Raw genomic sequence first — 13,713 nt, 5'->3', positions numbered from 1 at the left:
CAGCGCCCTCACAGCGCCGAACGGGCAGGATGTCAGGCAGGAGGTGTGCACCATGTCGATCCTGAGAAGCCGTCCCGTCCTGCGGTGGCTGGTTCCGGTGGCCGCCGGCGTCGCCGTCATCGGTGGAGGCGCCGCCGTCGGCACGTTCGCCGCCGAGGCCGAGCCGAGCCTGCCGCCGCGTACCGCCGCCCAGCTTCTGGTGGACCTCCAGACGTCCTCCCTGGAGGGGTTGTCCGGGACGGTCGTGCAGCGGGCCGACCTCGGCCTCCCGCCGCTCGTCGGGCTGGTCCCCGGCAACGACCTGACGACCCTGCTGACCGGCACACACACCCTCCGGGTCTGGTACTCCGGGCCGGACCGTCAGCGCGTCGCGCTGGTCGACACCCTCGGCCAGCGGGACATCATCCGCGACGGTCGGGACGTGTGGACCTGGGAGAGCCGCGGCAACACCGCCCGCCACCGCGCCCTGGGCGACTCGAAGGGCGCCGCGAAGCCCGAGGCGACGCCGAGCCTGCCGGCCACTCCCCGCGAGGCCGCCGACCTGGCGTTGGGCGCGATCGATCCGAGCACCGAGGTCAGCGTCGGCCGCTCGGCCACCGTCGCCGGTCGGGACGCCTACGAGCTGGTGCTCGCGCCACGTGACCGTGACTCGCTGGTGCACCAGCTCCGGATCGCGATCGACGCGAAGCAGCACGTGCCGCTGCGCTTCGAGGTGCTCGCCCGGGGCAGCGACCAGCCGGCCTTCGAGATGGCCTTCACCCAGATCGACTACCGCCGTCCCGACGCCGACCAGTTCTCCTTCAACCCGCCTCCCGGCGTGACCGTCACCGAGGAGACCACCGAACGGCCGGACGCCGGCAAGCCGGGTCACGTCGCACCGGGCCGGGACCCCCAGGTGCGGACGGTCGGCGACGGCTGGACCACGGTCCTGGTCGCACGCCTCGACGCCGCCTCGGCCCAGAAGCCGGCCGCCGCTCCGGGCCAGAAGCCGGCCGCCGCCGCCGCTCCGGACGCCGACATGTCGAAGCTGCTCGGTGGCCTGCCGACGGTCAGCGGCGACTGGGGCAGCGGGCGGCTGCTGACCGGCAAGCTGTTCAGCGTGCTGCTCACCGACGACGGGCGGGTGCTCGCCGGGGCGGTCACGCCACAGCGGCTCTACCAGGTGGCTCGCGGCTAACTCCGCACGTGCGTACGCCGGGTCGACCAGATGGGTCGGCCCGGCGTACCTGTGTGACCTGGATCGGCCCGGTCGGCTTGGTGACAGCGGGCCGGCCGCGCTATCTTCGACAATTCGAGGGCACAAAAAAGAACGGCATTTAAATGCCGTTCTAGCATTGGATTCTAACGTTTAGGGAGACGGCTTGTCAAGGCACTCCGGCGGTACCGGTGAATTGCCGGTCGACGACGAGATCGGCCGCGAGCAGGAGTACGTCTCGATGCTCTACGGCCGCCTGGACGGGTTGCGTGAGCAGGCCGCCCACCGACTCACCGCCGAGCTGCGCAACACCGGCGGCACCCTCCAGGACCGCTCCCAGCGGGACAGCTCCGTGGCCATGTACGCCGACCAGGTCGAGCAGTTCTCCGCCGTGGAAAATGGCCTCTGCTTCGGGCGGCTCGACGGCGACGACGACTCCCGCCGCTACATCGGCCGGATCGGGATCTTCGACACCAGTGGCGACTACGACCCGCTGCTGATGGACTGGCGTGCCCCGGCCGCGCGGCCGTTCTACCTCGCCACCGCCGCCAACCCGCAGGGCGTACGTCGCCGCCGGCACCTGCGCACCCGCCAGCGCAAGGTGACCGGGCTCAACGACGAGGTCCTCGACATCGACAGCGCCTCCCCCGGCGGGCACGAGGAGCTGACCGGTGAGGCGTCCCTGCTGGCCGCGCTCAACGCCGGCCGTACGGGCCGGATGCGCGACATCGTGGAGACCATCCAGGCCGAGCAGGACCAGATCATCCGCGCCGACCTGCCCGGCGTGCTGGTGGTCCAGGGTGGCCCCGGCACCGGCAAGACCGCCGTCGCGCTGCACCGAGCGGCGTATCTGCTCTACACACACCGGCGGGAGCTGTCCAGCCGAGGCGTGCTGCTCGTCGGGCCGAACGCGACGTTCCTGCGCTACATCTCCCAGGTGCTGCCCACCCTGGCCGAGACGGGCGTGCTGCTGCGTACCCAGGGTGATCTGTTCCCTGGGGTGAGCGCCCAGCGCGCCGAGCCGGCCCAGGCCGCGGCGCTCAAGGGCCGCGCCGTGCTCGCCGAGGTGCTGGCCCTCGCCGTGCGGGACCGGCAGTGGGTGCCGGACGAGCCGCTGGAGATCGAGATCGAGCGCGAGGTGCTCACCCTCGACCCGGAGACCGTGCGCGCCGCGCGGGACCGGGTACGCCGCACCGACCGTCCGCACAACCTGGCCCGGGCACTGTTCGACGTGGAGATCGTGCACGCGCTCGCCGACCAGGTGGCCGAACGGATCGGCGCCGACCCGCTGGGCGGCGACAACCTGCTCGACGAGGCCGACCGCGCCGAGATCCGTCGGGAGCTGCGCGAGGAGACGGAGATCCAGGCCGTACTCGACCGGTTGTGGCCGGTGCTCACCCCGCAGCGCCTGCTCGCGGACCTGTACGCGGACCCGGACCGGATCGCCGCCGCCGCGCCGATGCTCACCGACGACGAGCGGGCGCTGTTGCGCCGCGAGCCGGGCGGCTGGACGCCCGCCGACGTGCCGCTGCTGGACGAGGCGGCCGAGCTGCTCGGTGAGGACGAGCGGGCCGCCGCCGCCCGGCGCGAGCGCATCCGCCTCATGGAGCGGGAGTACGCCGAGGGTGTGCTGGAGATCGCCCGTGGCTCCCGCTCGATCGACGTGGAGGACGAGGCCGAGGGTGGTGAGATCCTCGGCGTGACCGACCTCATCGACGCGGACCGCCTGCTGGAACGGCAGGAGGAGGCCGACCGGCTGACCACCGCGCAGCGCGCCGCCGCCGACCGTACGTGGGCCTTCGGCCACGTCATCGTGGACGAGGCGCAGGAGTTGTCGCCGATGGCGTGGCGGCTGCTGATGCGCCGCTGCCCGAGCCGCTCGATGACCATCGTCGGGGACGTGGCGCAGACCGGCGCGCTCGCCGGCACGCCTTCCTGGGCCGATGCCCTCGCCCCGTACGTGGCGCAGCGGTGGCGACTGACCGAGCTGACGGTCAGCTACCGCACGCCGGCCGAGATCATGGCGGTCGCCGCCGAGGTGCTCACCGAGATCGATCCCGCGCTGCGGCCACCGCGCTCGGTGCGGGAGAGCGGCGTACCCCCGTGGGACCGGGCGGTGCCCGATGAGCAGCTACCCGCCGAGCTGGTGTCGGCGGTGGCCCGCGAGGCCGCCGGGCTCACCGAGGGCCGGGTCGGCGTCATCGTGCCGGCCAGCCGGGTCGACGCGCTCGGCGCGGCGCTGACCGCCGCGCTGCCCGAGGCCACGGTGGGCGAGAACCCGGAGCTGGAGAGCCGCGTGGTGGTGCTGACCGTCGCGCAGGCCAAGGGGTTGGAGTTCGACTCGGTGCTGGTGGTCGACCCGGACCGGATGGTGGCCGAGTCGCCGCGCGGGCGCAGCGACCTGTACGTGGCGCTCACCCGGGCCACCCAGCGCCTGGGCATCCTGCGCCCCTGCCGCTGACCGGCCCTCCGACGCGACGCGCCCCCGCCGACCGACCGGTCGGCGGGGGCGCGGGTGGACTCAGCGCCGGTCGGTCGAACGGTCCCGGATGGACTTTGCCGGTCCGATCGCGGACGTGGACTGGTCGCTGGTATCGCCGCCCGTCGGGGTGCTCATGCCCCCGGTGGTGGCGTCGCCGGTGGTCGTCGGCGCCACCTTGCCGGGGTGTCGCTCCGGCTGGCGGGCCACCCGACGAACGCTCGCCGGCCCGGCGGTGCCACCGGTGGTCGTCACCGCACCCTGCCCGCCGACCGGGCCGCCGTCGTGCAGCACCCGCGGGTCGACCCGCTCGTGCGCCGGGTCGAGCGGGTCCTCTCGTTGGATCTGACTCTCGATGTCGGTGGGAGGCACCGTCACCTCGTCGAGGGCGCCCTCGCCGTACACGCCGCCGACGATCTGGTTCTCGGCCCGGCGGGCGGCCTCCTGCCGCATGTCGTCCTCACGCACGTCCATCACCTCGCAGAAGCTGGTGGAACCGACTGCGTGCCCGGCCACCCGTCGGCCAAACCCGGAGCGCCCGCGCGACAACCCGGAAACGGACACCCCCGCCGTCCGGTCGTGATCCGGGCACGGCCACGCCTCGTCGATCCATTTTCCGAGGTGGGGGTGTTACCTGCTCCCGGGCCTCGGGTAGTCGGGGGGCGTCCCCGCCGTGCAAGCGAACCGTGCCGTGGCCGAAACGCGGTAGCGGGGCGAGGGAAGGCAGGTACGACTCATCGCATCCTGAGGAGGACCAGATGAGCACGCAGGCTGCTTCCACCAGGCCGATGAACCGGCCCATGAACGACCCGCAGAACCCCGCCATGATGCGGGACACGCAGCAGATGCCGGTCATGCACGACGGGCATCGGAACGACATGCAGGCTCCCGGTACGGAGACCAAGCAGGCGTTCAAGACCACCGAGTTCTGGATCTACCTGATCGCGGTGGCCGCCGTACTGGGCGCGTCGCAGGTCGTCGGTCGGAACTCGGCCGGGGTGGACATCTTCCGGGCCGACAACGCCTGGTTCCTGATCACCCTGCTGACGCTGGGCTACCTCGGTAGCCGCGGCCTGGCCAAGGCCGGCAGCAACTTCCGCAGCGGTGCGGAGCGCAAGGCCCGGCACTGACCGGGTGACAGCGCACGGTGGCCTCCGGGAGAGTTCTCCCGGAGGCCACCGTCGTACGTGGAGGTGTTACTCGTCGCCGCCGAAGTCGCCGAAGTCACCCTCGAAGGCGTCCTCGATCATCTCACCGGCGATCATGCCGCCGGCGACGCCGAGCGCCGCGCCGGCGACCATGCCGCCCACACCCATACCGCCCCGGCCGTGACCGTGGCCGTGACCCGGCCCGTAGCCGTGACCATGGCCGTACTGGGACCGCAGGCTGCCGTAGCGGGACGTCGTCTCGCGCAGCCAACCGTCGACGACCTGCGCCCAGTCGACCCGGTCGACGTCGGCGTGCGACACCTGGTAGCGGCCGAACGCGTCGTGCCCGGCGCTGAGGAAGCCGCCGCGCTTGTCGCACTCCAGGATCACCTCGACGCCGCGCTGGCTGGTCACGAAGGTCAGCTCGACCTCGTTGATCGTCCTCGCGTACTGCGGGGACGCGAAGAACTCGATCTCCTGGTAGAACGGCAGCGTCTGCTGCACGCCCCGGATGTGGCCGCGCTCCAGGTCAGCGCTCTTGAACCGGAAGCCGAGCCGCTGGAACGCCTCCAGGATCCGCTCGTGCACCGGCAGCGGGTGCACCGCCACGTGGTCCAGGTCGCCCTTGTCCACCGCGCGGGCCACCGACAGCTCGGTCCGCAGGCCCATCGTCATGCCGTGCAGGCGCTGGCCGTACACGTCGGTGATCGGCGTCTCCCACGGCACCGGGAGCTGGAACGGGATCGAGAGCTCCTGCTTCGGCGCGAGCTGGAACGCGCCGCTCACGGCCATCCGGTGGAACTCCATGGTGCCGGCGTACTCCGTGTCGTGGCCCTCGACCTCGACGCGGGTGACCAGGCCGATCACCACCTGCTCGATGGCCGCCGGGTTGTCACCGCCGACGATTCTGACCTGCCCGTCGAGGGTCAGGCCAGGCCGGGTGTTGGGGTTGGCCAGCACAGTGTCCACGCTGGGACCACCCACACCGAACGCGCTCAACATCTTCTTGAAGACCATCGGAACTCCTGTGCGACAGCCGACCGCTCCACCATGGAGTCGGACGTTGACTCACCGCGCACCCTATCCAGACCCCCTGTGAGATGGCTGTGAGCGCGCCGACGCGGGCCCTTTGATCAACTCCACATCGCCGAGGTGGCGGTATCCGCCGCCCGGCAAGGCCCCACGTCGGCGATCTCGCGTCGAGACCAGCTCACGCCGGGGTCAGGTCGGCGACCGCCAGGTCGGCTGCGCGTTCGGGATCGTCGCCGGCCCGGCGGAGCAACCCGTCGACACACCAGTAACCCGACCGGTCGGCACCATCGGTGATGTCGAGCTGGAGGTCGAGGTCGCACCGTTCGCCAGCGAGGGTGACCTCCCAGTCGGGCCGACGCCGGTGCACGGCGAGCAGTAGCCGCCACGCCAGGTCGTGCCGCCGGTCACGTCGCAGCGGATCGCATTCGCGCAGGGCCTCGGCGACGGGGGCGGCGTCGGGATCGAAGCCGGCCAGCAGCGGCAGCAGTGACGGGTCACCGAGGTAGGCGGCGGCCTTGATGGTGAAGTTGTGGACCTCGTCCTGGGCGAGCAGTTCGCGTACCAGTGGAAGCGCCCGCGCGTCCCGCCGCCGGGCCAGTCCGCGGGCACCCTCCGCGCGTACCTCCGGATCGACGTCGCGCGTACGCTCCCACAGCGCCTCCCGGACGGCGTTCCCGTCCGCGGTGCTCACCCAGCCGAGCCCGAAGGTGGCCCACTCCCGCACCCGCGCGTCGGGGTCGGCGCAGAGGTCGACCAGCGCCGCCTCGCCGGCCTCGGCCGGCGGGTCGTCGAGCACCATCGGCACCGCGACAGCGACCTGGAACCGTACGTCGCTGTCGGGGCTGCCCGCGAGGCCGATCAGGGTCGGCAGGACGCGAGGGTCACAGGTGGCGCCCAACGCGCGCGCGACCGACCAGTGCACCTCGGGATCGGTCTCGGTGGCGGCCAGCGAGATCAGCGCCGTCGCTGCTTCCGCGCGCAGGTCGTCCCCGTGCACCTCGCTCGCGAAGCCGAGCAGGTCACACGCCACCGCACGCACGACAGGGTCCGGATCGGCGAGCCGCCCGACGGCCAACTGGACGGCCACCGCGCCCGACGCGGCCGCCTGCCGGAGCAGCTCGGACCCGTCGTCGGAGTCGCCGTCCTCGACGGTCCGCCGCAACCGCTGCACCGCCTGGTCGAACAGATCCGCCACCTCGTACGCCTTCACGCCCGGGATGGTGCCCTCCGGCCCGTGGATGCCGCCAGCGACTTCTGATCGACTCGACTTCGCTGAAGTGGGGGTGTCAACCCGACCGGGACACCCCGACATCGGCGAAGGCGAGTCGATCACGGGTCGGTGCGCGGGAAAGTGCCGTCCTTGACCCCATCGACGAAGGCGGTCCAGCCGCTGCTGCCGTAAACGAGGGTCGCCGCCGCGCGGTCCTTGCTGTCACGCACCGCCACCCGCCCGGAGCCGTCCAGAACAGGCCCCGCCTCGACGCAGCTTCCGCCGTTGCTGTTGCTCCGAGTGCTGATGTGCCACGCCACGGCCGGCAGGGCTTCGTTCATGGCAGTTCCTCCGTGATCTTCGCGATCAGCTCGGCCGCCTCGCGCCGAACGAGCGCGACATCCTGAAGGCGATGGTACGCAAGCGCGTAACGTCTCGACTTCGGAGATTCCATGAACCGGCGCCCACCCAAAGTCTCGGCATAGGCCACCTCGGGATAGGGCTTGGGCATCCGGAAGAGGACGAACGAGCCGTCGAGCCCGGCGTGCAGGCCGACCCGTGATGGCAGCACGCGGACGTCGATGTGCGGCCGCCGCATCAGCTCGGCGAGGTGTTGTAGTTGGCCGCGCATGACGGCAGGGCTTCCGACCGGGCGGCGAAGAACGCTTTCGTCGATGACTGCCGCCACGTGGATGGCGGGATTGCGCGTGAGCACGCGCTGGCGGTCGACCCTCAATTGCAGCCACTTGCGCACCGAGAAATCCGATGCCTGCTCGCCCTCGGCGTTACGGATCACCGCCTCCGCGTAGGCCGCCGTCTGCATGAGCCCCGGCATGAGAAAGGCATCCCACGAGCAGATGCGCTCTGCTCTGGTTTCCAACCAGGGGAAGTCAATGAACGAGGCGTCCACCAACTCGTCGTAGTCGTCGTCCCAACGGTCGGTCCTCCAGGCGTCCTCGGCAAGCTGGAGGAAGCGGTTGCGCTCTCGCCCGTCGTGCTCGCCGTAGAGATCGAGGAGCGATTCGACAACTCCCCGTCGAAACGGCCACTCGGCACGCTCCCAGCGGGCGATGGACGAGAAGTCCCGCTCCAGAAACTCGGCCGCCTGCTTGAGAGTGATGCCACGCTGCTCGCGCAACTGTCGCATCTGCTGGCCGAGCCACTGAGCACGCAATGTCTGGACGAACGATTCACGCCTGGCGGGCATGGGTCCCCTCTCTTGATGTCCCTCATGACGAACTTTGTTGGTGTCGTTGCACCAATGCCGAGGCCACTGGAAACGTGACCTGCGGGTGAGGGTGATTGCCGGCCCCCGGGGATACCCGGTGCCAACACGGCAACCGCGGCTGTGCCAACAGCCGAGAAGGTGACGAGAGGCGGCTTCGCGAGTGGCAGTCGCATACCGGCTCTCGTCGGGTCTCAACTAGAGCGTCGGGATACGCAGAACCCCGGCTCCGAACCGACTTGGACGAATACGTACCACGAACAAGGGCGCTCTCGCGACCCCGACGCACCCATCGACCGACGACGACAGAGGTGACCGATGACGAGAGGCGCGTTCCACGACGGCGGCCGGCTGCATCCGCGGCACGTACGCGACCATCAGTTCGCCACCGTGGGCTTCGGCCGGCGGGGCCTCGACCCCCGGGAGGTGCGGCGGTTCCTGCATCGCGTCGCGCTCGACCTGACCACGCTGCACCACGATCTGGCGCTGCTCAGCGAGGAGAACGCGCGGGTCAAGCGTGCGCTGCGTGCCCGGCAGGTCGACTGGCCCGAGAGGCGGCAGTGGTGATCCCGCCGGACCGGATCTTCGTACCGCTGCCTCGGGCCGCCGTTTTGGCCTTCACCGAGCCGACCGATTCGGCAGACCCACCGCCCCGACACGTGATCCACTTGCCGGTAACGGTTCCCGACCTGGCCGGCACGCTGGATCTGGCCCGCACACTCGCCCGATCGCTGGCCTCGATGCCAGAGGTCGACGTCGCCGGCCTCACGGTGTCGGCCGAGGACGCGCAGCACGTACGACAGTGGGTTTTCTGCGACCGGATCTTGCCCGATCGCCGCCGCTGCGCGCGGCCGGCGGACCACGTCGGCACCTGCCTGTCTGCCGACGACCCCTAACGGCCCATCGCCGTCCACGTTCCGCGATCTTGCACTTTCTGTCACGACATAAGGTGCATCTCACGCAAGCCGACAACCGAAACTGCAAGATCGGCGCAGCGGGGCGGGGTTCAGGCGGGGTCTACTACGACCAGCTCGCCGACCTGTTCGCCGATCGTGGTGCGGGCCTCGGCGGGCATTCCGACGTCGGTGATGAGGACGTCGGCGGCCTCCAGCGGGGCGATCGTGGCGATGCCGATCGTCTCCCACTTGGTGTGGTCGGCGAGCACCACGAGCCGGCGGGCCGCCCCGATGAGGCAGCGGTTGACGCCGGCCTCCAGCAGGTTCGGCGTGGTGAAGCCGGTACGCGGGCTGAGCCCGTGCACGCCCAGGAAGAGCAGGTCGACGTTGAGCGCACTGATCGCCGCCTCGGCGACCGGGCCGGTCAGCGCGTCGGACGGGGTACGGATGCCGCCGGTGAGGACGACGGTCTGGTCGGCGCGCGGGTTCTGGTAGAGCGCGTCGGCCACCGGGATGGAGTTGGTCACCACGGTCAGCCCGTGTACGTCGGACAGCAGGGTGGCCAGCGCGGCGGTGGTCGTACCGGCGGACAGCGCGATGGCCATCCCCGGCTCCACCATGGTGGCCGCCCGCTCGGCGATGGCCCGTTTCTCGGCCTGCTGGCGGATCGACTTCGCGGCGAAGCCGGGCTCGTCGGCCGACCCGGGCCCGGCCAGCGTCGCGCCACCGTGGACCTTGTCCACCAGGCCGCGCTCGGCCAGCACCTCCAGGTCGCGCCGGATCGTCATGTCGGACACGCCGAACCGGCTGACCAAGTGGCTCACCCGTACCCCGCCGCGCTGGCGGATCAGGTCGAGGATGGCGCTCTGCCGCTGCTGGGCCAGCATCTGGGGAACCTCCTTCGCACCGTGGCCGTCGACCACACTACGACCGGTCCTCGCGGACCACGGCCACCTCGCCGGCCGGCACGGTCAGCTCATCCGTGCACGGCACACCGGTCAACAGTTCGACGCCGGTCGCCGAGACCCGTACCTCCGACGACGTGTGGTTGATCGCGAACAGCCAGCTTCGCTCGCCGTCGCGCCGTCGTACCACCTCCACCCCGGTCGGCGCCTGCGCCGCCGGTCGGACGCCGGCCTCGTCGAGCAGCCGGGCGACCAGCCGGTCGGTGGCCGGCTCGTCGAGCCGGGCGCCGACGTACCACGCGGCGCCCGCGCCGACCGGCCGCCGCGTCAGCGCGGGCACGCCCGGCAAGGGCCCATCGGTGTACGACGCCAGCACCTCGGCGTCGTCGGCGTGCAGCCACTCGGTCCACACGTCGGCGGCGCTGCCGTCGTCGAGGCCGACGCGCTCGCCCTCGCGCAGGGGGAAGAACTCCTCGGCGCGGACGCCGAGCAGGTCCCGGAACGCGCCGGGGTAACCGCCGAGGCGGATGTGGTCGTTCTCGTCGACGATGCCGCTGAAGTAGGTGATGGCCGCCGTGCCACCGGTCTCCACGAATCGGCGCAGCGCCTCGACGTTGGCGTCGCGGACGAGGTAGAGGGTGGGCGCCAGGACCAGTCGGTAACCGCCGAGGTCGGCCGACGGGTGGACGATGTCGACGGTCACGCCGGCCCGCCACAGCGCGCCGTACAGGGCGTTGAGGCGGTCGGCGTACGTGACGTCGACGCTGGGGTGGGAGTCCAACTCGACCGCCCACCACGCCTCGAAGTCGAACAGGATCGCCACGTCGGCGTCGACCCGGCTACCGCGTACCTCGGCGAGGGCCTTCAGGTCCGCGCCGAGCTGGCAGACCTCGCGGAACACCTTGGTGTCCGGGCCGGCGTGCGGCACCAGCGCGGAGTGGAACTTCTCGGCCCCGGCCCGGGAGGCCCGCCACTGGAAGAACAGCACGCCGTCGGCGCCCCGGGCGACGTGGGCCAGGCTGTTGCGGCGGAGCTGGCCGGGGAGCTTCGCCACGTTGCGCGGCTGCCAGTTGACCGCGCTGGTGGAGTGCTCCATCAGCAGCCAGGGTTCACCGCCGGCGACACCGCGGGTGTGGTCGGCGGCGAGCGCCAGCCCGAGGTGGGCCTGCGGATCGGCGGCGGTCAGGTAGTGGTCGTTGGAGACGAGGTCCACGTCGCCGGCCCAGGAGTGGTAGTCCATGTGCTTCGCCATGCCGACCATGAAGTTGGTGGTGACCGGCTGGCGGACCAGCGTCGTCAGCACCTCGCGTTCGGCGCGGAGCTGGGCTCGCTGCTCGTCTGAGGAGAAGCGCAGGAAGTCGAGCTGCTGCGTGGGGTTGGCGAACGTCGGGGCGGTGCGCGGCGGGTTGATTTCCGCCCAGTCTCCGTAACGCTGGCTCCAGAAGGCGGTGCCCCATGCGTCGTTGAGCCGGTCCAGGTCGCCGTAGCGCTCGCGCAGCCACCCGCGGAACGCCTCGGCGCTGACGTCGCAGTAGCAGTGCACGTTGTGGCAGCCCAGCTCGTTGGAGATGTGCCACATGACGACGGCGGGGTGCTCGGCGTACCGGCCGGCGACCGCGCGCACCAGCTCCAGGGAGCGCTCGCGGAAGACTGGGGAGCTGGGGCAGTACGCCTGCCGCCCACCCGGCCAGAGGATCGCGCCGTCGGCCCGCCGGGGCAACGTCTCCGGGTACGCGCGGGACAGCCAGGGCGGCGGACTGGCGGTGGCGGTGGCCAGGTCCACCTGGATGCCCCCGTCGTGCAGGAGGTCGAGCACACGGTCCAGCCAGCCGAACTCGAACCGGCCGGGGTGGGGTTCCAGCAGCGCCCAGGAGAAGATGCCGACGGAGACCAGGTTGACCCCCGCCCGTCGCATCAGTTCGACGTCCTCCGACCAGGTCTGTTCGGGCCACTGCTCGGGGTTGTAGTCGCCGCCGAAGTAGATGCCGTCGCCCTGCCATCGCCGCATGACAGGTGAGGGTGCACCCGCCATCCAACGAAGTCAACAGGTTCCAACATCGACTTCTCTTCCAACGTTTACCTCGTAACAGCCAGATCACGACTGGGTTATCAGAGGCGAAAGTACCTCTTGACAGCGGCCTATGGACGGGTAGCTTGAGGCCCCAACTGGCCGATCGTGTTCGCCAATGTGGATTCTCGGTGGATCACGATGCGTATGTGCCAGGCCGGACCGCTCCTCACCACACCTGACCCCTTGGGCGTAGCACCTCTTCATCCGCAGGAGGCACAGATGTCCCGTCCCCGATCGCAAGCCGAATATCTGGCTCGGCTCGTACCGCCCTCCGTCGCCGGCATCAACCGGCGGTCACTGCTGGCCGGCGCGGCCGGCACGGGCGCGCTGCTCAGCACCGGTCTGCTCGCCGGCTGCGGCGACGACTCCGGCTCCGGTGGGTCCAGTAAGGACGTCACGCTCGGATCGAATCAGTCCGACCCGAAGCCCAAGGACGTCCTCGCCAAGATCACCGACGCGTTCAAGACCTCGTCCGGGGTGCAGGTCGCGACCAACACGGTCGACCACAACACGTTCCAGGAGAACATCAACAACTACCTGCAGGGCAAGCCCGACGACGTCTTCACCTGGTTCGCCGGCTACCGGATGCGCTTCTTCGCCGCCAAGGGTCTGGCCGGCGACATCAGCGACGTGTGGGGCAAGCTCTCCGGTTACTCCGACGCGTTCAAGAAGGCGTCCACCGGCGACGACGGCAAGCAGTACTTCGTGCCGGCGACGTACTACCCGTGGGCGGTCTTCTACCGCAAGTCGGTCTGGAAGCAGTACGGCTACCAGGTGCCCACCACCCTGGACCAGTTCACCACGCTCGGCGCGCAGATGAAGAAGGACGGCCTCACCCCCATCGCCTTCGCCGACAAGGACGGCTGGCCGGCGATGGGGACGTTCGACATCCTCAACCTGCGGATCAACGGCTACCAGTTCCACGTCGACCTGATGGCCGGCAAGGAGGCGTGGACCTCCGACAAGGTCAAGAAGGTCTTCGACACCTGGGCCGGCCTGCTTCCCCTGCACCAGCCGGACAGCCTCGGCCGCACCTGGCAGGAGGCCGCGCAGTCGCTGCAACAGAAGAAGAGCGGCATGTACCTGCTCGGCCTCTTCGTCGGCCAGCAGTTCAGCAACGACGAGCAGGACGACCTCGACTTCTTCACCTTCCCCGAGATCGACCCCGCCATCGGCGCGAAGGCCCTGGACGCCCCGATCGACGGCTACATGATGGCCCGCAAGCCCAAGAACGAGGACAACGCCCGCAAGCTACTGGAGCATTTCGGGGGCAAGGCCGCCGCGGACATCAACCTCAAGAACGACCCGGCCGTCCTCGTCGCCAACAGCGGCGCGGACGTCGGCGGTTACACCGCGCTCCAGAAGAAGGCCGCCGAACTGGTCGGCTCGGCCACCGAGATCGCCCAGTTCCTCGACCGGGACACCCGGCCGGACTTCGCCTCGACGGTGATGATCCCGGCGATCCAACAGTTCATCAAGAACCCGAAGGACATCGGCGGGCTGACCTCGTCCATCGAGAACCAGAAGAAGTCGATCTTCACTGACTGACGGC

The 13,713-nt window shown here is 70.5% G+C and carries 13 protein-coding genes; 6 read left to right on the top strand and 7 right to left on the bottom strand.

Annotation, left to right across the window (positions count from 1 at the left end):
- The first annotated feature begins 52 nt into the window (after positions 1–52).
- Both ACQPZK_RS08700 and ACQPZK_RS08695 read left to right on the top strand, forming a co-directional pair.
- Positions 53–1,177 carry a LolA family protein gene (locus tag ACQPZK_RS08700; RefSeq protein WP_433537782.1) on the top strand — a complete coding sequence of 375 codons (1,125 nt, stop codon included), beginning with the start codon at positions 53–55 and terminating at the stop codon, positions 1,175–1,177.
- 259 nt (positions 1,178–1,436) lie between these two features.
- Positions 1,437–3,656 (top strand): HelD family protein, encoded by a 2,220-nt coding sequence (locus ACQPZK_RS08695; protein ID WP_433539151.1) that lies wholly within the window; start codon positions 1,437–1,439, stop codon positions 3,654–3,656.
- Positions 3,657–3,716: 60 nt separating this feature from the next.
- On the opposite strand, the gene ACQPZK_RS08690 is transcribed toward ACQPZK_RS08695, so the two are convergent.
- On the bottom strand, positions 3,717–4,142 hold the full coding sequence (locus ACQPZK_RS08690; RefSeq protein WP_433537781.1) for a hypothetical protein: 426 nt from the start codon (positions 4,140–4,142) through the stop codon (positions 3,717–3,719).
- Between the two features lie 377 nt (positions 4,143–4,519).
- On the opposite strand from ACQPZK_RS08690, the gene ACQPZK_RS08685 reads away from it, so the two are divergent.
- A complete protein-coding gene (locus ACQPZK_RS08685; protein ID WP_425731982.1) occupies positions 4,520–4,804 on the top strand; it encodes a hypothetical protein in 285 nt (94 codons plus the stop codon).
- A 66-nt stretch (positions 4,805–4,870) separates the two neighbouring features.
- Here the strand turns inward: ACQPZK_RS08685 and ACQPZK_RS08680 are convergent, their stop codons facing one another.
- The 4 genes from ACQPZK_RS08680 to ACQPZK_RS08665 all read right to left on the bottom strand — a co-directional run bounded on the left by ACQPZK_RS08680 (position 4,871) and on the right by ACQPZK_RS08665 (position 8,271).
- Positions 4,871–5,839 carry a sporulation protein gene (locus ACQPZK_RS08680; RefSeq protein WP_433537780.1) on the bottom strand — a complete coding sequence of 323 codons (969 nt, stop codon included), beginning with the start codon at positions 5,837–5,839 and terminating at the stop codon, positions 4,871–4,873.
- A gap of 193 nt (positions 5,840–6,032) precedes the next feature.
- Entirely contained in the window at positions 6,033–7,064 is a 1,032-nt protein-coding gene (locus ACQPZK_RS08675) for a HEAT repeat domain-containing protein (protein WP_433537779.1), read from the bottom strand.
- Between the two features lie 119 nt (positions 7,065–7,183).
- On the bottom strand, positions 7,184–7,405 hold the full coding sequence (locus ACQPZK_RS08670) for a DUF397 domain-containing protein (protein ID WP_433537778.1): 222 nt from the start codon (positions 7,403–7,405) through the stop codon (positions 7,184–7,186).
- Positions 7,402–8,271 carry a helix-turn-helix domain-containing protein gene (locus ACQPZK_RS08665; RefSeq protein ID WP_433537777.1) on the bottom strand — a complete coding sequence of 290 codons (870 nt, stop codon included), beginning with the start codon at positions 8,269–8,271 and terminating at the stop codon, positions 7,402–7,404. The genes ACQPZK_RS08670 and ACQPZK_RS08665 overlap by 4 nt, the downstream gene beginning before the upstream one ends.
- A 336-nt stretch (positions 8,272–8,607) precedes the next feature.
- Between ACQPZK_RS08665 and ACQPZK_RS08660 the strand changes: the two genes are divergently transcribed.
- Both ACQPZK_RS08660 and ACQPZK_RS08655 read left to right on the top strand, forming a co-directional pair.
- On the top strand, positions 8,608–8,856 hold the full coding sequence (locus tag ACQPZK_RS08660; RefSeq protein ID WP_433537776.1) for a DivIVA domain-containing protein: 249 nt from the start codon (positions 8,608–8,610) through the stop codon (positions 8,854–8,856).
- Positions 8,853–9,185 carry a hypothetical protein gene (locus ACQPZK_RS08655; protein ID WP_433537775.1) on the top strand — a complete coding sequence of 111 codons (333 nt, stop codon included), beginning with the start codon at positions 8,853–8,855 and terminating at the stop codon, positions 9,183–9,185. Before ACQPZK_RS08660 ends, ACQPZK_RS08655 begins: the two co-directional genes overlap by 4 nt.
- A 110-nt stretch (positions 9,186–9,295) precedes the next feature.
- On the opposite strand, the gene ACQPZK_RS08650 is transcribed toward ACQPZK_RS08655, so the two are convergent.
- On the bottom strand, positions 9,296–10,072 hold the full coding sequence (locus tag ACQPZK_RS08650; RefSeq protein WP_433537774.1) for a DeoR/GlpR family DNA-binding transcription regulator: 777 nt from the start codon (positions 10,070–10,072) through the stop codon (positions 9,296–9,298).
- 37 nt (positions 10,073–10,109) lie between these two features.
- Positions 10,110–12,098 (bottom strand): beta-galactosidase, encoded by a 1,989-nt coding sequence (locus ACQPZK_RS08645; RefSeq protein WP_433537773.1) that lies wholly within the window; start codon positions 12,096–12,098, stop codon positions 10,110–10,112.
- Between the two features lie 282 nt (positions 12,099–12,380).
- On the opposite strand from ACQPZK_RS08645, the gene ACQPZK_RS08640 reads away from it, so the two are divergent.
- Entirely contained in the window at positions 12,381–13,709 is a 1,329-nt protein-coding gene (locus ACQPZK_RS08640) for an ABC transporter substrate-binding protein (protein WP_433537772.1), read from the top strand.
- The last annotated feature ends 4 nt before the right edge of the window (positions 13,710–13,713 follow it).

This window comes from Micromonospora sp. CA-249363, from assembly GCF_050950185.1.
Classification (GTDB): Bacteria; Actinomycetota; Actinomycetes; order Mycobacteriales; family Micromonosporaceae; genus Micromonospora.
The sequence above is the reverse complement of the archived record's forward strand: the minus strand, read 5'-3'. Positions and strand labels throughout refer to the sequence as shown.